Origin of the sequence: Bradyrhizobium xenonodulans (assembly GCF_027594865.1) — a bacterium.
Lineage (GTDB): Bacteria > Pseudomonadota > Alphaproteobacteria > Rhizobiales > Xanthobacteraceae > Bradyrhizobium > Bradyrhizobium xenonodulans.
Genome location: NZ_CP089391.1, coordinates 2,008,043 through 2,025,700 on the forward strand (window position 1 = coordinate 2,008,043; position 17,658 = coordinate 2,025,700).

Consider the following 17,658-nt stretch of genomic DNA (forward strand, 5'->3'; position numbering starts at 1 on the left):
ATCTTCAACTTGTCAGAATCGCGCTAAGGGCTGTCAGTCTGTCGCAGGCCCCTGCTGGAGTTGTGCATGTTTTCTGTGTTCGTTCCCTCCGACTCCTCCCTCAAGAAGGCCATCGTCGAGGACCTCTCAGCGGTTCCGGAGCATGCGGTGTGGATCGACCTGGTCAACCCGACCGCGGCCGAGGACAAGGCGGTGGAGCGGCTCTCGGGCATCGCGATCCCGACCCGGGAGGACATGCAGGAGATCGAAATCTCCAGCCGGCTCTATATCGAGAACAGCGCGCGCTACATGACGGCGACGCTGATGTGCCAGTCCGACACCGACATGCCCCGGACCACGGCCGTCACCTTCATTCTCGGCGACCACCGCCTGGTGACGGTGCGCTATGACCAGCCCAAGCCGTTCGCGCTGGTCGAGGCCAAGCTGGCCCGTTCCTGCGCGCCCGGGATCACCGGCGAGATGGTGCTGATGGAGCTTCTGGACGCCGTGATCGACCGCTGCGCCGACATTCTGGAGCGCTGCGGCGCCGAGATCGACCAGGTCAGCCACGACATCTTCGAGCCCGAGAGCGAGCGCCACGGCCACGCCAAGCAATATTCCCAGATACTGATCTCGATCGGCCGCAAGGGTGACCTGACCTCGAAGGTCCGCGAGAGCCTGGTCTCGATCGGCCGCGTCGTGACGTTCCTGTCCGCGGTGGTGGAAGGCGTGAAATGGTCGAAGGACATGCGCGAGCAGCTCAAGACCATGCAGCGCGACGTCGCCTCGCTGACCGACCACGCCTCCTATCTCTCCAGCAAGATCACCTTCGTGCTCGACGCCATGCTCGGCGTCGTCAATCTGGAGCAGAACAACATCATCAAGCTGTTTTCGGTCATGGCCGTTGTCCTGATGCCGCCGACGCTGATCGCCTCGATCTACGGCATGAACTTCAAGGCGATGCCGGAACTCGAATGGGCGCACGGCTATCCGATGGCACTGGTGATGATGCTGATCGCCGCGATCCTTCCGTATTGGCTCTTCAAGTGGAAGAAGTGGCTGTAATACCTACCGAGATATTACGCCGTTCGTAGAGACACCGTGGTTGGTGTCGCAGAATAGAGCGGGATTGCGGCCGCGCGGTGATGTGTGCGCTATGCCCCAATTCCTCCGGTAAAATTTGAGCGGTGGGCTGAACGTTTGCGCGAAACTTGTCTGCGATAAGCAGCATGTTAGCCGCGAGGAACAGCCATGGTTGAAAAACACATAACGTCGCTCCGCAACGTCATCGATCTGGCGAACTATCGTCTGGCGATGACGAGCGGCAAGGCGGCGGCGATGTCGGCACGCCTGTGCCGGCACTGTGGTGCTCCGATGCTCGACGGCGAGAACGACGACGACTGCTCCACTGCAATCGACGCGGCCCCTCTACGGCTGCGCGACCGGTCGCGTCGGATTCGAGTCGATTGAGGCACGGAAGGAAGGGCGGGCGATCCAGGTCTTGCGGCGGCGTTGTCTGGATCGCCTTGCTTCCTTGAACAGCTACCAGTTCAGTCATTGCTAGGAGCAAAGCGACGAAGCAATCCAGACTGTCTCGGTGCAGGCAGTCTGGATTTCTTCGCTTCGCTCGCAATGACGAAGGTCGCCTACACGTGCTGGCCGCCGCCGTTGATGTGGATCGAGGACCTGGTGTCTGTGCACAGCACGCACATGATCTTTGCTGACCTCGTCGGGCGTGCGGAGTTTTACGGCGACAATTTACTTAATCCACGGCGAGGAAAGCGGCGATCGGCTGGATCAGCCGCTCGCCAGGCCTCTCGATCGAGCCAGGATGGTTCTCGGGCGGCGTCTATACCAAGTCATTCTAGTCGACACGGAGCGACGATGAGATGCGCTCCAGGGCTTCGGCCGCTTTCTTGCGCCAGCCGTCGCTAAGCATGTCGTAGGTCGTGCCATGTTCAGGTCCAAAGCCGGCATGCTCAAGCCGGAGATCGGCGCCGCCGGTCGATGATGGCTGGAGCGTCCAAGTCACGGTCGTGTCGAGAGGCCCTCCGCGCCAGGAATATACAAATCGCGAGTTCGGCTCGACCTTCAAGACTTCACACTGGACAATGCCGTTAAATCCCGGTGCTGGCGTCGTTCGGAACGTGAAGCGGTGGCCCACCTCGGGTTTGATGTCGTTGGGCATCAGCCAAGTTGCGAGCAACTGCGGCTCCGTCAAGGCGCGCCAAACCTTGCGCGGCGGCGCGGACAGTCGATAGTCGACAATGATCGCGCGCATGTCTTCGCGCTTGTCCTCATCACGCATCATAAGGCTCCTTCAGGGGGCTATCGAGCCGTGCAAGCGCCAGCCGGCGACCTTGATCGCTGCGCTGTACGCCGACCCCACGGCACGGAAACAACTCTGGATCATTGGCCGGGTTTGAGCTGGACGTTCGACCGGTCGGATCGCTCGTGAGGGCTTGAAGGGGGCGGCGCCCGCTTGCGTCCAGGCCAGGTCTGAACGCCCGGCAGAAACCGTTCGAAAGTAATGAAATGAAGCACCAGCCACACGAGTATGCTTCGCAACACGCGAGCAGCGCGTCCGCCCATCACAAACAAGATCTGGTGATCGTTGGCGTCGAGAGGGAAGAGTGCTGCGAACCGACCGACGGCGATCGCTTGCGCAAAGGTCGAGAAGCTAAACGGCCGGATGGGACGGCCCTCGTGCTGGGCGATGACCTGCTCCGCTGCGTAGACACCGGAAACGGCCGCCGCCAGCGCAGATGCGCGAAACGGCGCCCCCGTCGGCCCATTGGGATGAGCGCTGTCGCCGACGGCGAGGATCGCGGGATGAGAGACCGACCTCAAGTCGGTCCCGACGACCACGCGATGCTGAGCATCGACCGCGAGCCCCGCCTGCTTGGCAAGCGCGGGAGCGCGCATGCCGGCCGACCAGATGCATACATCGAAAGGAAAGTGCCGCCCGCTGCTGCTGATCACCTCATCGTTCTTGACCTCCGTTATGCGTTCGTTGTCGACGAGCTCGACGCCTAATCTCGTCAGGTCGCGTCTGAGAACGGATTGAACCTTCGCGCTGCTGAAATCTCCGGCGCGTGTGGCGCTTATCAGCGTCACGGTCATGTCCGGCCATCTCGATTTGGCTTCACCCGCTGCTTCGACGGAAAGTGGTCCGCCGCCGACGGCAACCACGCGAGCGGGCCGTCCAGCAACTTGGTGAAGGGCGGATCGTAGCGCGGCGGCGGAACGCGGGCCTTCGCCAGGGTCGAGCCGGAAGGCGTGCTGCAATGCGCCAGGTACATGATCGGTGTCGACGTGCGAACCCAGCGCGTAAATGAGCTGTGTGAAGGCGATGACGCGCGGTGAACCATCCTCCTCGACTGTGACCTGGTTCTGTGCGGGATCGAGCGACAGCACGCGAGCACGTATGAACTTGACGTTCGTGCGGCGCAGGTATCCCGAAAGAGACGCGATGCGCGGTTTGACTGGTGCGACCATCGACTCCTGCAGCCGCACCCGCTCGACGAACTGCTCATCACGGTTCACCAAGAGGACGCGAAGTCCAAGTCGGCGTCGCCCCACTCGAAGAGCCGCCATCATTCCCGCGTAGCCGGCACCCAGGACGACGACGTCGTAGCTTTCCTGACTTGAACCGAGCGATGGCGTCATAGATTGCTTCCTTTGCGATCACTCGTGTTCGAACGTCAGGCCAGTGGGATGCCGCCATGGCGGGCACTGCGGCCGTGAGCAGAATGGCTGCGCCGCGATAGCCCATGGCCATCCGCGATCGACCTCTCCATACGATCTAATTAACTATACATATTGTATATTGAAATTCAAGAGGTGGAGCATGGCGACGTGGAGGGGTGGATGCCGATCACATGCCTATCGCCCCTGGATCGCTTTGCTTCCGCTTTTCGTGGCAAATGCTCTAGTGCTTCACGATCTGCGCTGTCGAGATGATGGTCTCGGGGATCGCGCCGTCGCGGCTGAACGACACGAGATGATTTCCGACATCGCGCAGCATGGCCTCGACATTTTCGCCCAAGGCATCCGGTGATGATGACGAATAGGTCAGCGTGCGTTTCGCCAAGTCGTGCAGGCCGACCAGATGGCTGGTCTCGACTGTGACGAGCTTGGTGAGCTGAAACGAGCTTCCGCGAAAGAATGCGGGAAGGTCCCGATGAGTCCGCGTGCCCCGGCCGGCCTCCTCCCAGAGCTGCGCTGGCGACCAGCGGCGGCGGATTTCGTTGTAGCCATCAAGCCAGGGGTTGCGGCCGTCGGTGGCAGAAAATGAGGCGCAAATCGCGAGCGCCCCGTCTGGCGCGACCAACCGTTCGAGTAGTGCAAGCGTTAGGTCACGATCCATCCAATGCAACGCGCGGCCGATTGTCACGACATCGAAGCTGCCGATGTCAGCGGCAAGTGTTTCGGCCTTGCCTTCGATCAGCGTGAGATATCGCCCTGCGCCCGCTGCGGCGTGTCGCGCCGCATCGAGCATCGCGGGCTCGGGATCGACACCGACGACGCGGCCGACATAGGGGCCGAAGCCGAGCGCCAAGAGCCCAGGTCCGGTGCCGAGGTCTATCAAGCTGCTCTGTTTGTTGAGACCGAGCTTGTGCGCGACGCAGCGAAAGAATTCGCTCGGGTAGGGCGGCCGCAAATGCTCGTAGAGTGACGCCGTGCTCGCGAACCGGCCCATGCTTCGCCTACACGTGCTGGCCGCCGTTGATGTGGATCTCGGCGCCGTTGACGTAAGAGCTGGTGTCCGTGCACAGCACGTAGATGATTTTTGCCACCTCGTCGGGCGTGCCGAGGCGGTGCATCGGGATCTGCTGGTCGACGATCTTCTCGGTGCCCGGCGACAGGATCGAGGTGTCGATCTCGCCCGGCGCGATGGCGTTGACGCGCACGCCGACGCGGCCGAAGTCGGAGGCCATTTCGCGTGTGAGCGAAGCCAACGCGGCCTTGGAGGTGGCGTAGGCGGCGCCCGCAAAGGGATGCACGCGCGAGCCCGCGATCGAGGTGACGTTGACGACCGAGCCCTTGGCCGCCTTCAACTCCTCGATCAGTCCGCGCGCGATCATGATTGGCGCGAAGAAGTTGACGTGGAAGACATGCGTCCAGGTGTCGAGGTCGGTCTCGATCGAGCCGAGCCTGGAGCCGCCCGGGCCTTTCGGCGAGATCGCGGCGTTGTTGACGAGCGCATGCAGCATGCCGCCTTCGAGGCGGTTGCGGATGTCGGAGATCGCGCGCGTGGTATCCGCGGGATTGCCGAGATCGACCTGGATGTGATCCTCGGGGCCTGCGTCCCACGGACAGTCCTCGGGGAAGGGATGCCGCGAGCAGGTGATGACACGCCAGCCCGCCGACGAGAAGCGGATCACGGTGGCGTGGCCGATACCGCGGCTGGCTCCGGTCAGGAGCAGCGTGCGGCGCGGCGCATTGGACGAATGCGGCATGGACATCTTTCAGGTCGGCCCAAAGCTCGAGACGAGGTTCAAGGGGAGGCTCAGGGATACATTCGCGTCTTGGACCACTTCTGGCCGGCCGCGTCACGGCGAAATTCGATGCGGTCGTGCAGGCGGAATGGGCGGTCATGCCAGAACTCGATACGCGAGGGCGTGATGCGCCAGCCGCTCCAGCCCGGTGGGCGCGGCACCTCGCCGATGATGTGCTTGGCCGCGACTTTTGCGATCGCCTGCTCGAAGGCAAAGCGGCTTTCCAGCTCCTGCGACTGCTTGCTCGCCCAGGCGCCGATCTGCGCCTGCTTGGGCCGGGTGGCGAAATAGGCATCGGCTTCAGTGTCGGTCACCGGCGTCACGTTGCCGCGGATGCGGACCTGACGGCGCAGCGACTTCCAGTGAAAAAGTAACGCTGCCTTAGGATTTGCGGCGAGTTCGCGGCCCTTCTGGCTGGCGATGTGGCTGTAGAAGACAAAACCTTCGGTATCGAAGCCCTTCATCAGCACCATGCGCACGTCCGGCAGCCCGTCGGGATCGACGGTTGCGAGCGCCATGGCGTTCGGATCGTTCGGTTCGCTCTTGATCGCCTCGTTCAGCCAGGCCTCGAACAACGCAAAAGGCTCGTCGGCGGCGGTGAAATCACCGGATGTTAAGGGTGTCTGGTGTTTCATCGAGGTCGTGTCGGTCATGTCTGGAGTCCGAGTTGCGTCCCGCGGCCCAAAACGCGTTGTTGTCCGCTACCGCCCTATATAGGGCATGGGGGCGCGTTGGCCTATCGGCGATCGGGCCGTCCGGCTTCGTCATGACGATGATTCTGATCGGGCTCGGCAGCGGCGGCTGCAGCTTTTCCCGCAACGACACCAGCGCCTATGCCAGGGCCGACGACAGCGACCTGACCGGCTCGATCGCGCGGCCGGCCAAGGAGGCCCCGCCCACCGAGACGGATCTTGCCTTCGCCCGTAACGCCGCCTCCGACGTCCTCAGCAAGGGCGACAAGGATTCCAGCCAGCACTGGGAGAATCCGGAAACCGGCGCGCGCGGCTCGGTGACGCCGATCGCGCAGTCCTATGCCGCCGAGGACGGCCGCAAGTGCCGCGATTTCCTGGCGAGCTACGTCAACGGGGCGACCGAAAGCTGGCTCCAGGGCGCCGGTTGCCAAAGCAGCCGTGGCCGTTGGGAGATTCATACGCTAAAGCCGTGGCGGAGCTGAGCATGATCCGGAGAAGTGGAAACCGGTTTTCCGATCAGATCATGCTCCAAACTTAGAGATTCGGCGCGCGCCGCTAGTTGCAAAAATGCCACTCTCTTCCCACATGACGTGCAGACGGGGCGGGGAGCCCTTTGGACAATTCAATTTCTTGAAGGAGACGTGACGGATGCGCGACCCCTATGAGGTCTTGGGGGTGCCGCGGAGCGCCAACGCTGCCGCGATCAAGAGCGCCTATCGCAAGCTTGCCAAGAAGCATCATCCCGACAGCAACAAGGACGACCCGAAGGCCGCCGAGCGCTTCTCCGAGATCAATTCGGCGAACGAGATCATCGGTGACGAGGACAAGCGCAAGCAGTTCGACCGCGGCGAGATCGACGCCGACGGCAAGCCGCGCTTCCAGGGCTTTCCGGGCGGCGGCGGGCCGCGCGGTCGCGCCGGTCCCGGCGGGTTCGAGAGCTATACGTTCCGGAGCGGCGGTGCGGGTGGTGGCGGCCCGGGCGGCGGCGCGTTCGAGGACATCCTCAACAGCATGTTCGGCGGCGGGATGCGCGGTGCGCGGCCCGGGGCCGGCGGCGGCGCCCAGTTCGAGTTCGACACTGGCGGGATCGGGCTCGATCTCGACGTCAACGTCGCCATGTCCGTCTCGCTGGAAGAGTCGGTCAAGGGCGGCGACAAGCGCGTCCGGCTGCCGAACGGCAAGGAGCTCAACGTCAAGGTTCCGCCCGGCGTCGTCGAAGGCCAGCAGATCCGGCTGCGGGGGCAGGGCGAGAGCGCCCAGGGCCATCCGCCGGGCGATCTGCTGATCACCATTGGCATCGCGCCGCACCCGTTCTTCAAAATCGAGGGCGCCGACCTCAGGATCGACCTGCCGGTGACGCTCTACGAGGCGGTGCTCGGGGCTAAGGTCCGCGTGCCGACCCTCGGCAATGCCGTGGAGCTGTCGGTCCCGAAAAACACCTCCAGCGGGCGGACCTTCCGCCTCAAAGGCAAGGGATTACCAAAAGCCGGCGGAACCGGGGATCTCTTCGTCACCATCAGGATTATGCTACCGGACGGGAACGACGCCGAGCTTGAAGCATTGATGGAGAAGTGGCGGGACCAACACCCCTACAATCCACGTAGCGGGCTTGGTTAGGGCGAGATCGGTAGCTGAAGGGGTTTCTCCTAAAGGCCTAGAGCATCTCTCGACGGATGATGCTCATCATATGCCTGAGGCGTGGTAGCGCTTCATGTACTCGACGTGTCGGCTGTCCGGCGGGGCAGGCGATAAAAAGGTGCGGCCTCGAGAGGGGGACCAGCGCGGTACCAAAAACCCCAATCGAGGCCGCCCGCGTCGATCGGCGGATCGAACGCTGCTCAGTTTCGCGTCATCATCCGGTGCGATAATGAGACGCGCCCATGTCTTGATTCCAAATTTTCAATGTCGGAATCGAGGCACCGCATTCAAGCGGTTGCTCAAGTGCCGTTTTTCTCTGCCTGGTCGTAGACAGCCTGCGCCACCTTGGTCAGGCGATCGCGGTCGCCGCCGCCGGTGACGACGTAGCCGACGCCGCGCTCGGCCCAGAACAGCGCCCCGTCCTTGTCCGTTCTGGCGTAGCGCATCTGCGTCGCTCCGTTCTCGGTCTTGGCGGTGTAGATCGTGTACCGCTCGCCCGAGGCGCCCTCATACATCAGGAACGAGGCCGGGCCGTTCGGTCCCGGCAGGAGCCGGCCGCCGACGAGCTTCAGCCCGCTCGCCTCCAGGTTCGGCGCGAACACGGTCCAGCCGCAGCGCCGAGTCAGCCAGGCCTGGAGGTGGTCGCGCTCGTTGCCGCCGACCTCGACGGGGTGGCGGACCTCGACGACATAGAGGCGGTGGGCGTCGAGCGCGTCTGCCGTGAAGCTCTGGAAGGTCGAGGGGGCGTTGGCGGCGCCATGCGCGAGCCAGCCGGCGGTGCCGCCGGCGACGAAGGCGATCAGCACGGCCGCCGCGGCGCCATAGAACCATTGCCGCGGGCGGCGCTCCAGCCGCTCGAGCTCCAGCCGGGCCGGCACCGGCTCCTGGGCGACCGAATCGTAGCGGGCGTGCAGCATCTCGGCCATGGTCCGCCAGGATTGCACGCGCCCGGCATCCTCGGGGTTTGCGGCAAGCCAGGCCTCGACGTCGGCGCGGCGCTCGGCAGGCAACTCGCCGTCGACATAGGCGTGCAGTTCGTCCTCGGTCACTGAGATCCTGTGGTCGTTCATGTCGATCGTCTCTGGCTCTGCGGCCCAAAATGTTCTTCGTGGCTCAACTGCGCTGCTTCCCGCGTCGTGCAGGGGAGGCGACATGCGCGATGCATCAACCCTGCCATCATTTCACCCGCTTGAGCGCCGGGCGCTCACCTTCCAGCGACGCTTTAACGTGGGCACGGGCGCGCGCCAGGCGGGACATGACGGTGCCGATCGGCACGCCCTGGATGTCCGCGACCTCGCGGTAGCTCATGCCCTCCAGCATCACCAAAAGAAGCACCGAGCGCTGCTCCTCGACCAGCATCGCCAGCGCCTTCTCGATGTCGCGCCCTTCGGCTTCGGTCCCGCTGGCATCCGGGTTGTTCTCCGTCAGTTGCGTGAATTGCGGACGCCTTGCCAGCGAACGCCGCCGGTTCTTGTTGAGGTTGGTCAGGATCGTATAGAGCCAGCTCCTGACGTCGCCTCCGAGAAACAGGCGCTCAGAGCGCAGCGCCCGCACCAGCGTGTCCTGCACCAGATCGTCGGCCGCATCCGCATCGCGCGTGAGCGCGCGGGCGTAGCGGCGCAACGCCGGGATCATGGCTTCCACACTCTGGCGAAACGCACTCATGCCGTCTTTGATGTCCTGCCGTTCGGCGCAAGCGCCACAATGATCATAACACCCGAACGGAACAGCTATTCCGGCGCTCGAAACAGCGTTAACGCCGCGTATTAGGACTGTACCGCAAGAGAGGGCTGGTGTACCTCCAAACCCTGAATCCGCTCGATGGGACGTTGAGAAAATGGCGCAAAATTCAGGTCTGATGCAGGGTAAGCGCGGGGTGATCCTCGGCGTTGCCAACAACCGCTCGATCGCCTGGGGCATCGCCAAGGCATGCCACGCGGCCGGCGCCGAGCTTGCCTTCACCTATCAGGGCGACGCACTGAAAAAGCGCGTCGAGCCGCTCGCCGCCGAGATCGGCGGGCTCGTGCTCGGCCATTGCGACGTCACCGATGCCGCGAGCATCGATGCCGCGTTCGCAGTGCTGCAGGAGAAGTGGGGCAAGATCGACTTCCTGGTGCACGCGATCGCCTATGGCGAGCAGCTCGACGGCCGCTACGTCGACACCACGCAGGAGAATTTTTCCAAGTCGATGCTGATCTCCTGCTACTCGTTCACGGCCGTGGCGCAGCGCGCCGAGAAGCTGATGACGGACGGCGGCTCGCTCATCACGCTCTCCTATTACGGCGCCGAGAAGTGGATGCCGCATTACAACGTGATGGGTGTCGCCAAGGCGGCGCTCGAAGCGAGCGTGCGCTACCTCGCCGCCGACCTCGGCGAGAAGAACATCCGCGTCAACGCGATCTCCGCGGGGCCGATCAAGACGCTCGCGGCGTCCGGCATCGGCGACTTCCGCTATATCCTGAAGTGGAACGAGGCCAACGCGCCGATGCGGCGCAACGTCACGACTGAAGACGTCGGCGGCAGCGCGCTGTATCTTCTCTCCGACCTGTCGCGCGGCGTCACCGGCGAAGTGCACCACGTCGATTCCGGGTATCACGTGCTGGGCATGAAGCGCCCGGATGCGCCGGATATCTCGTTCGGTGGCAAGGACTAGCTTTCAAGCCGGAATGCCCGTGCCCACGATCTATTACCTTCGCCACGGCGAGACCGAGTGGAATGCGCTCGGCAGGCTTCAGGGCACCAAGGATATCGCGCTGAACGCGCGCGGGTGCGGACAGGCCGTGCAAGCCGGTGGTGTGCTGGCGGACCTCTTCAAGCGGGACGGCAAGGACAAGACTGCGCTGCCTTACGTGTCGAGCCCGCTGGGCCGCGCGCGCCAGACGATGGAGCTCGCGCGCGGCAAGCTCGAATTGCCGCCGGCCGATTATGCGCTCGACGATCGCCTGCGCGAAATCGGCTACGGCAGCTGGGAAGGGCTGACGCTGGCCGAAAGCGAGGCGGCCGATCCCGACATCTATGCAAGGCGCCTCGCCGACAAATGGACGGTCGGCCCGGCGGGCGGGGAGACCTATGCCGATGTGCAGGTCCGCGTGCGGGCCTGGTACGACCAGCTCCGGACCGACACCGTCGCGGTCGCCCATGGCGGGACCTGCCGGGCCCTGATGGTCTCGCTCGGCCTGGAGACGCCGGCCAGTGCCGCCGAGCTCTATATCGAGCAGGGCGCCGTCTACGTGTTCCGCGACGGCCGGCTGGAGAAGTTCAGTTAACCCGTTGGGCCGCTATTCCGGGCTGCCGCGGGTTTGACCCCCGGGCCCCCGCGCGTTACCACACGCCGGAACCGAGCCAGCGAGCAGCAATGTCCTTCAACACCTTCGGCCACATGTTCCGCGTCACCACCTTCGGCGAGAGCCACGGAGTGGCGATCGGCTGCGTGGTCGACGGCTGTCCGCCCATGATCCCGCTCACCGAGGCCGACATCCAGACCGACCTCGACCGCCGGCGGCCGGGCCAGTCGCGCTTCACCACCCAGCGCCAGGAGCCGGACCAGGTGAAAATCCTCTCCGGCGTGATGGCGCATCCGGAGACCGGGGTGCAGGTGACGACGGGCACGCCGATCGGGCTCCTGATCGAGAACACCGACCAGCGCTCGAAGGACTATTCCGAGATCAAGGACAAGTTTCGGCCCGGCCACGCCGACTTCACCTATGAGGCCAAATACGGCCTGCGCGACTATCGCGGCGGCGGCCGCTCCTCGGCGCGCGAGACCGCGATGCGCGTCGCCGCCGGCGCGATCGCGCGAAAAGTGTTGCCGGACGTGAAGGTGCGCGGCGCGCTGGTGCAGATCGGCCCGCACAAGATCGATCGCGCGAAGTGGGACTGGGACGAGATTGCGAAAAATCCGTTCTTCTGTCCCGACAAGGACAAGGCGGCGTTCTTCGAGACCTACCTCGACGGCATCCGCAAGAGCGGCTCCTCGATCGGCGCTGTCATTGAGGTCGTCGCCGAAGGCGTGCCGGCAGGCCTCGGCGCGCCGATCTACGCAAAACTCGATTCTGATCTGGCGGGCGCGATGATGACCATCAACGCGGTGAAGGGTGTCGAGATCGGCGCCGGCTTCGGCGCGGCGGAGCTCACCGGCGAGGAGAACGCCGACGAGATGCGTACCGGCAATGACGGCACGCGCTTTCTGTCCAACCATGCCGGCGGCGTGCTGGGCGGCATCTCCACCGGACAGCCTGTGGTGGTGCGCTTCGCCGTGAAGCCGACCTCGTCGATCCTCCAGCCGCGTCTCACCGTCGATCGCAAGGGCGCTGATACCGAGATCTTCACCAAGGGCCGCCATGACCCCTGCGTCGGCATCCGCGCCGTTCCCGTCGGCGAGGCCATGATGGCCTGCGTGCTGGCCGATCATTTCCTGCGCGATCGCGGGCAGGTCGGACGCTAGGGCAGGGCGAGCGTTCGTGCCGCGGTACTAGCCCACCGCGCAGCTTGACGATCCCACAACTTCGTCCGCAAATGCGGACATGGAAAGATCCGGGCTCCAGCGTGTCATTAACTGGCTGATCGACGGCGCGAGGTCGTCGGGGAGCCCGGCTGAAATGATTGCCGAGGTCTGCGAGCATCTGGTCGAGGCCGGCTTGCCGCTGTGGCGGTTCGGCATCTTCATCCGCACGCTGCATCCGGAAATCTTCGGCCGCAACTTCATCTGGCGGCAGGGGCAGGAGGTCGAGATCGGCAGCGTCGATTTCGAGGTCCTGGACTCGCCCGAATTCGCCCAGAGCCCGCTTCGCATCGTGTTCGAGCAGGGCGTGGAGGTCCGCGGGCGCACCGACGATCCCGACAGCGCGCGGTTTCCGATCGTCAACGACATGCGCGCCGAAGGCGTGACCGACTATATCGCGGTGCCGATGCCGTATCTCGACGGCTCGATCCATGCGACGAGCTGGATGACGCGGCGTCCCGGCGGATTCAGCGACGACGACATCGCGGCGATCCGGATCATCATGGCGCCGCTCGCGCGCGTCAGCGAGATCATCAGCCTGCGCCGTACCGCCGAGATGCTGCTCGACACCTATGTCGGCAACCGCGCCGGTGCGCGTATCCTCGGCGGCCAGATCCGCCGCGGCCACAACGACACCATGCAGGCCGCGATCTGGCTTTCGGACCTGCGCGGCTTCACCGCGCTGTCGGACCGGCTGCCGGCCGAAACGGTGGTCGAGATCCTCAACCGATATTTCGATTGCCAGGTCACCGCGATCCGCGGTCATGGCGGCGAGGTGCTGAAATTCATGGGCGATGGCCTGCTCGCGGTGTTTCCGATCGACGAATATGTCGGCGATGCCGCCCATGTCTGCACGCGCGTGCTGGAAGCCGCGCGCGAATCCCGCGCCAGCGTCGAGGCGCTCGCCTTTCCGGTCGGCGAAATCGTCGAGCGCTTCCGCTTCGGCGTCGCGCTCCATGTCGGCAACATCCTCTACGGCAATATCGGCGGCGGCAACCGGCTCGACTTCACCTGCATCGGCCCCGCCGTCAATCTCGCCGCAAGGCTGGAGAAGATCACGGGGCGCCTGGGGCGGACTGTCGTCGCCTCGGAAAGCTTTGCCAATGTCTGCCGCGAAGGCTGGCACGAGCTCGGCGAATTCCCGATCGCTGGATTTTCCAAGGCGCAGCGTGTGTACGGGCTGGCGGAGGAGACGCCGGTGGTGATGGCGTGATGCGCGATGAATTGAAATGATTCATCGTCGCGCGGACGCAGCGCCGCTATTCCTCCGGCTCGGTCGTGAACAGCAGCGGATAGCCCTTGGCGCGGCCGGCGTCGGTGGCGCGGGTGGCCTTGGTTTCGGCGACGTCCCTGGTGAACACGGCGACCACGCAGGCGCCCAGCTTGTGCGCGGTGATCATCACCTTGTAGGCCTGATCCTCGGTCATTCGGAACTCGGCCTTGAGGATCATCGTGACGAATTCACGCGGCGTGTAGTCGTCGTTGATCAGGATGACCTTGTGCAGCTTCGGCCGCTCGACCTTGGTTCTGGTCCGCGTTTTCGGCGTGGTGACGGTGTCGTTCATTCCGCCTCCTGGATACGGCGGGCTCGGGTTCCCGCCGGGGCGATCAGCTCGTGGCCTTCGCACCATATTGCAGGACCTGCACCTTCTCCAAGGTGATCAGGCCGCTCGACATCATGCCGTCCAGGATGGGCAGGAATGCGTTGATGTTGTCCTCGCTGTCGACGATCTCGATCAGCAGCGGCAAGTCCTCCGACAGCCGCAGAATCTTCGAGGTGTGCAGCCGGCTCGACTTGCCGAAGCCCATGGGTCCGCGCAGCACGGTGGCGCCCGCAAGGTGCCTTTCGCGCGCGGTCATCACGATCGCTTCATAGAGCGGCTTGCCGTCGAAATGGTCGCTCTCGCCGATGAAGATCCGGAGCGAAACTGCCTGATCGGGGACTTGCATGGTCAGCTCCTTGTCAAACGGTTGGTGCGACTTGCCATCATATGACCGAGCCAGACCGACGCCAGCCAGCAGACGACGGATGCCGCAATATAGGCGAGCGCGGTGTATTTCATGCCGCTGTGGAACAGGCGGAAAGTCTCCAGGCTGAAGGTCGAGAAGGTGGTGTAGCCGCCGCAAAACCCGGTCATGATGAACTGCCGATGTTCGGGCCGCGCCAGTATGCGGCCGTCGGGGCCGGTCAGTGTCGCGTAGAAGCCGATGATCAGCGAGCCCGTGGCGTTGATGAACAGCGTCGCGACGGGAAAGCCCGGCCCGGTGTCGAGCGCGAGGCCGACCAGATAGCGCGTCAGCCCGCCGACGACGCTGCCGGCGGCAACCCAGGCATAGAGCATCGCGCTGCGCCAGCGATCGGCAGAAGAAGAGTTCATTTGGCTCTAGCCCCCAAGACTGTCGGCGAGGAGGAAGCCGCAACTGACGCTGGCAAGGCACAGCCCGACCGAGCCCACGACATTGCCGAGCGCGTGCATCGGCTCACCGCTCCGCGCCAGGGTCAGCGTTTGTAGGCTGAACGAGGATACCGTGGTGTAGCAGCCGAGGAAGCCGGTCACTGCGAACAGCCAGGGATTGGGCGCGGCGAACATCGAGCCGGGATGGGTCGCGAGCGCGCCAAAAATGCCGATCAGGAAGGCCCCGGTGACGTTGATGGTCATGGTGCCCCAGGGAAAGGTCTCGCCCAGCCGCCGCGCGACCGCGCCGGAGACGAAATAGCGCGCGCAGCCGCCGAGCATGCTGCCGACCACGATTGCGATGACTCCGCTCAGCACGGCGAACGCTCCTCCATCATCCTTTATCCTCCGCGGCCAGGCCATTGCCGACGGCGAGCAGCCCGGCGAGCGCGACCAGCGCAAAGCCGAGCCCGGCGAGGAACGTTACTGCCGGGCCATAGGCGTCCCACAATGCGCCCGCGATCACGCTCGCGGCGAGCAAGGCAAGCCCCGTGAACAGGTTGAAATAGCCGAATGCGGTGCCGCGCAGGCTCGGCGGTGCGGCATCGGCGACGAGGGCCGAGAGCAGGCCCTGGGTCAATCCCATGTGCAGCCCCCACAACACGACGCCGAGTGCAAGGCCCGCGAGATTCGGCAGCAAAGCGAGCGCGAGATCGGCACCGGCGAGGAAGACGAGGCCGAGCGCGAGCAGGCCGGTGCGGTTGATCCGGTCCGACAGCACGCCGGCCGGATAGGCCGACAGGGCATAGACGACGTTCATCAGCACCAGCACCGCCGGCACCCACATCGCATTGAGCCCGATGTTCTGTGCGCGCAGGATCAGGAAGGCCTCGCTGAAGCGCGCTAGCGTGAAGACGATTCCGACCGCGACGACACGCCAGTACACGGCTCCGAGTTGCCGCATCGCGGCCGTGTTCAGCGGATTCTTCGACGGCTCCCGGCCAGGGTCGGGCTCCGGCTCGTTCACCGCGAACGCGATCAGGCCGAACGACAGGAATGCCGGCAGCACCGCCACCCAGAACACCGCGGTAAAATTGTCTGCCGTCCAGCACATCAGGCCGATTGCCACCAGCGGTCCGACGAAGGCGCCGATGGTGTCGAGCGATTGCCGCAGGCCGAAGCTCGCGCCACGCAGGCCCGCAGGCGCGATATCGGCGATCAGCGCGTCGCGCGGCGCGCCGCGAATACCCTTGCCGACGCGGTCGATGAAGCGCGCCGCGACCAGCCATCCGACGCTCGGGGCGAGCGGGAATAGCGGCTTTGTCAGCGCGGCGAGCCCGTAGCCGAGCGCGGCGAGCAGCTTGCGCCGTCCGAGCCAGTCCGACAGCGCGCCGGAGAAGATCTTCGTGATCGAGGCCGTCGCCTCCGCGATGCCCTCGATGAAGCCGACGGTGAGCGTGGAGGCGCCGAGCACGGTGACGAGATAGACGGGCAGCAGCGCATGGATCATCTCGGAGGAGATGTCCATCAGCATCGAGACGAAGCCGAGCACCCAGATTCCCCTGGGCAGCTTGGCGCGCGCGGCATTCGGTGTCGTCGTCGTCACGTCCAGGACTTCTCCTTGGTCTTCGTTTCCAGACAACAAAAAACCCGCCATCGGCGGGTTTGTCCATGCTCCCGCCAAAGGCAGAGGCTCATCGATTGCCCCACCTCGAGCAGGAGTCATCAGCCCACTACGGTTACAGTCCGACGGGCGGTTGTCGGGGGACTCCATCCCCATCTGTGCGTTCAGCCTAGCATGGAAATGGCGCGGAACAAGTGGGCGGGCCAGTTCTGTCCCGTGGTCGTCATTTCGGGTTCTCGCGTCGCGAGCCCCGGAATGACGGCGAGCGGGATGGCGTCTGTTCCAGCGGCGCAAGCGCGGCAACACGGCGGCAGCTTTGCGCAAAGCGCGCAAACGCCCCAATGCGTAGCTGCTTGGCTCGCAGATTCCTAACTCGAATGTGAAGCGCAAGCGATCTTCGTCCTTTGCGGCAAGGCGATTGCATGTCACCATCGCGTCATACGACGGGAGACTGCGATGCGCTTGCTGTTCTCGATCGGGGCTGTGCTTGTGGCCGGCATGTTTGCCGGAGGGGACGTCGCGGGCATCGCGGCACCAGGACCAAAATTCGAGCCGCCCAAAAATCAGCCGCAGCGGCTGGCGGCCGACAAGGATCAGACCGTCGATGTCGAGCTGATCCTCGCGGTGGATGTCTCCTACTCCATGGACATGGACGAGCTCGCGATCCAGCGCGAAGGCTATGCGCAGGCGATCCAGTCGAAGGAATTTCTGCAGGCGCTGAAGCTCGGTCCGAACGGCCGGATCGCTGTGACCTATTTCGAATGGGCCGCTTCGACCGACCAGAAGATCATCATTCCCTGGCGCCTGGTCGACGGACCCGAGACCGCGGACGCCGTCGCCGCCGAGATCATGAAGACACCGATCCGGCGCGCCTCGCGCACCTCGATTTCCGGCGCGATCAATTTCGCGATGCCGCTGTTCGACGAGGATCCCTATCGCGGCCTGCGCCGCGTCATCGACATCTCCGGCGATGGTCCCAACAACAATGGCGGCCCGGTCACTGCGGCGCGCGACGCCGCGCTCGAGAAGGGCATCGTCATCAACGGCCTGCCGATCATGGTCAAGGAGCCGTCCTATTCGACGATGGATATCGACAATCTCGATTACTATTACGAGGACTGCGTCATCGGCGGTCCCGGCTCCTTCGTCATCTCGATCAAGGATCGCGACAAGTTCAAGGAAGCGATCCGGACAAAACTTCTGATGGAGGTTGCGAGCCGCGTGCCGGAGCGGCCCGTGATGCGCACTGCGGACAAGGAGCCGCGCGTCAATTGCATGATCGGGGAGAAGATCTGGTCCGACCGCTGGGGGCGCTAGGAGCGCCCCG

At 64.4% G+C, this 17,658-nt stretch carries 21 protein-coding genes and 1 riboswitch; of the genes, 9 read left to right on the forward strand and 12 right to left on the reverse strand.

What is annotated here, in order from left to right; all coding sequences use genetic code 11:
• The first annotated feature begins 66 nt into the window (after positions 1 to 66).
• Together I3J27_RS09460 and I3J27_RS09465 are read left to right on the forward strand one after the other, a co-directional pair.
• A complete protein-coding gene (locus I3J27_RS09460) occupies positions 67 to 1,044 on the forward strand; it encodes a magnesium transporter CorA family protein (protein ID WP_270168004.1) in 978 nt (325 codons plus the stop codon).
• Positions 1,045 to 1,230: 186 nt separating this feature from the next.
• On the forward strand, positions 1,231 to 1,449 hold the full coding sequence (locus I3J27_RS09465) for a hypothetical protein (protein WP_270168005.1): 219 nt from the start codon (positions 1,231 to 1,233) through the stop codon (positions 1,447 to 1,449).
• Positions 1,450 to 1,843: 394 nt separating this feature from the next.
• On the opposite strand, the gene I3J27_RS09470 is transcribed toward I3J27_RS09465, so the two are convergent.
• From I3J27_RS09470 to pdxH, 5 genes are all read right to left on the reverse strand, one after another.
• Positions 1,844 to 2,287 (reverse strand): SRPBCC family protein, encoded by a 444-nt coding sequence (locus tag I3J27_RS09470; protein WP_270168006.1) that lies wholly within the window; start codon positions 2,285 to 2,287, stop codon positions 1,844 to 1,846.
• A gap of 101 nt (positions 2,288 to 2,388) precedes the next feature.
• Complete coding sequence (locus I3J27_RS09475; protein WP_270168007.1) at positions 2,389 to 3,648, reverse strand: NAD(P)/FAD-dependent oxidoreductase; 1,260 nt, start codon at positions 3,646 to 3,648, stop codon at positions 2,389 to 2,391.
• A 262-nt stretch (positions 3,649 to 3,910) separates the two neighbouring features.
• Positions 3,911 to 4,681: a class I SAM-dependent methyltransferase gene (locus I3J27_RS09480; protein ID WP_270168008.1), complete on the reverse strand. Its 771-nt coding sequence runs from the start codon at positions 4,679 to 4,681 to the stop codon at positions 3,911 to 3,913.
• A 7-nt stretch (positions 4,682 to 4,688) separates the two neighbouring features.
• Complete coding sequence (locus tag I3J27_RS09485) at positions 4,689 to 5,441, reverse strand: SDR family NAD(P)-dependent oxidoreductase (protein ID WP_270168010.1); 753 nt, start codon at positions 5,439 to 5,441, stop codon at positions 4,689 to 4,691.
• Between the two features lie 50 nt (positions 5,442 to 5,491).
• On the reverse strand, positions 5,492 to 6,133 hold the full coding sequence (pdxH, locus tag I3J27_RS09490) for a pyridoxamine 5'-phosphate oxidase (protein WP_270168011.1): 642 nt from the start codon (positions 6,131 to 6,133) through the stop codon (positions 5,492 to 5,494).
• Between the two features lie 113 nt (positions 6,134 to 6,246).
• Here pdxH and I3J27_RS09495 point away from each other — a divergent pair, with 113 nt between their 5' ends.
• On the forward strand, positions 6,247 to 6,654 hold the full coding sequence (locus I3J27_RS09495; protein WP_270168012.1) for an RT0821/Lpp0805 family surface protein: 408 nt from the start codon (positions 6,247 to 6,249) through the stop codon (positions 6,652 to 6,654).
• A 166-nt stretch (positions 6,655 to 6,820) separates the two neighbouring features.
• Positions 6,821 to 7,789 (forward strand): DnaJ C-terminal domain-containing protein, encoded by a 969-nt coding sequence (locus I3J27_RS09500; protein WP_270168014.1) that lies wholly within the window; start codon positions 6,821 to 6,823, stop codon positions 7,787 to 7,789.
• Between the two features lie 320 nt (positions 7,790 to 8,109).
• Here the strand turns inward: I3J27_RS09500 and I3J27_RS09505 are convergent, their stop codons facing one another.
• Together I3J27_RS09505 and I3J27_RS09510 are read right to left on the reverse strand one after the other, a co-directional pair.
• Positions 8,110 to 8,880, reverse strand: coding sequence for an anti-sigma factor family protein (locus I3J27_RS09505; RefSeq protein WP_270168016.1), 771 nt, complete (start codon positions 8,878 to 8,880; stop codon positions 8,110 to 8,112).
• Between the two features lie 106 nt (positions 8,881 to 8,986).
• Complete coding sequence (locus I3J27_RS09510) at positions 8,987 to 9,475, reverse strand: sigma-70 family RNA polymerase sigma factor (RefSeq protein ID WP_270168018.1); 489 nt, start codon at positions 9,473 to 9,475, stop codon at positions 8,987 to 8,989.
• 172 nt (positions 9,476 to 9,647) lie between these two features.
• On the opposite strand from I3J27_RS09510, the gene fabI reads away from it, so the two are divergent.
• The 4 genes from fabI (at position 9,648) to I3J27_RS09530 (ending at position 13,524) form a co-directional block, all read left to right on the forward strand.
• Positions 9,648 to 10,463, forward strand: coding sequence for an enoyl-ACP reductase FabI (fabI, locus tag I3J27_RS09515; protein ID WP_270168020.1), 816 nt, complete (start codon positions 9,648 to 9,650; stop codon positions 10,461 to 10,463).
• A gap of 13 nt (positions 10,464 to 10,476) precedes the next feature.
• The gene (locus tag I3J27_RS09520) at positions 10,477 to 11,076 is read left to right on the forward strand and encodes a histidine phosphatase family protein (protein ID WP_270168021.1); all 600 of its coding nucleotides are present in this window, start codon (positions 10,477 to 10,479) and stop codon (positions 11,074 to 11,076) included.
• Positions 11,077 to 11,165: 89 nt separating this feature from the next.
• On the forward strand, positions 11,166 to 12,254 hold the full coding sequence (aroC, locus tag I3J27_RS09525) for a chorismate synthase (RefSeq protein WP_270168024.1): 1,089 nt from the start codon (positions 11,166 to 11,168) through the stop codon (positions 12,252 to 12,254).
• A gap of 79 nt (positions 12,255 to 12,333) precedes the next feature.
• Positions 12,334 to 13,524 carry an adenylate/guanylate cyclase domain-containing protein gene (locus tag I3J27_RS09530; protein WP_270168026.1) on the forward strand — a complete coding sequence of 397 codons (1,191 nt, stop codon included), beginning with the start codon at positions 12,334 to 12,336 and terminating at the stop codon, positions 13,522 to 13,524.
• 46 nt (positions 13,525 to 13,570) lie between these two features.
• On the opposite strand, the gene clpS is transcribed toward I3J27_RS09530, so the two are convergent.
• From clpS to I3J27_RS09555, 5 genes are read right to left on the reverse strand one after another with little or no spacing between them, the layout of a single operon-like run.
• Positions 13,571 to 13,876 carry an ATP-dependent Clp protease adapter ClpS gene (gene clpS / locus I3J27_RS09535; RefSeq protein ID WP_270168028.1) on the reverse strand — a complete coding sequence of 102 codons (306 nt, stop codon included), beginning with the start codon at positions 13,874 to 13,876 and terminating at the stop codon, positions 13,571 to 13,573.
• 43 nt (positions 13,877 to 13,919) lie between these two features.
• On the reverse strand, positions 13,920 to 14,261 hold the full coding sequence (locus I3J27_RS09540; protein ID WP_270168030.1) for a DUF190 domain-containing protein: 342 nt from the start codon (positions 14,259 to 14,261) through the stop codon (positions 13,920 to 13,922).
• 2 nt (positions 14,262 to 14,263) lie between these two features.
• On the reverse strand, positions 14,264 to 14,689 hold the full coding sequence (gene crcB, locus I3J27_RS09545) for a fluoride efflux transporter CrcB (RefSeq protein WP_270168032.1): 426 nt from the start codon (positions 14,687 to 14,689) through the stop codon (positions 14,264 to 14,266).
• Between the two features lie 6 nt (positions 14,690 to 14,695).
• Positions 14,696 to 15,130, reverse strand: a complete 435-nt coding sequence (gene crcB, locus I3J27_RS09550; protein ID WP_270168034.1) for a fluoride efflux transporter CrcB — start codon at positions 15,128 to 15,130, stop codon at positions 14,696 to 14,698.
• The gene (locus I3J27_RS09555; protein ID WP_270168036.1) at positions 15,102 to 16,313 is read right to left on the reverse strand and encodes an MFS transporter; all 1,212 of its coding nucleotides are present in this window, start codon (positions 16,311 to 16,313) and stop codon (positions 15,102 to 15,104) included. The genes crcB (I3J27_RS09550) and I3J27_RS09555 overlap by 29 nt, the downstream gene beginning before the upstream one ends.
• A 103-nt stretch (positions 16,314 to 16,416) precedes the next feature.
• A riboswitch (Fluoride riboswitch) is annotated at positions 16,417 to 16,494 on the reverse strand.
• Between the two features lie 293 nt (positions 16,495 to 16,787).
• Here I3J27_RS09555 and I3J27_RS09560 point away from each other — a divergent pair.
• Positions 16,788 to 17,648, forward strand: coding sequence for a DUF1194 domain-containing protein (locus I3J27_RS09560; RefSeq protein WP_270168038.1), 861 nt, complete (start codon positions 16,788 to 16,790; stop codon positions 17,646 to 17,648).
• The last annotated feature ends 10 nt before the right edge of the window (positions 17,649 to 17,658 follow it).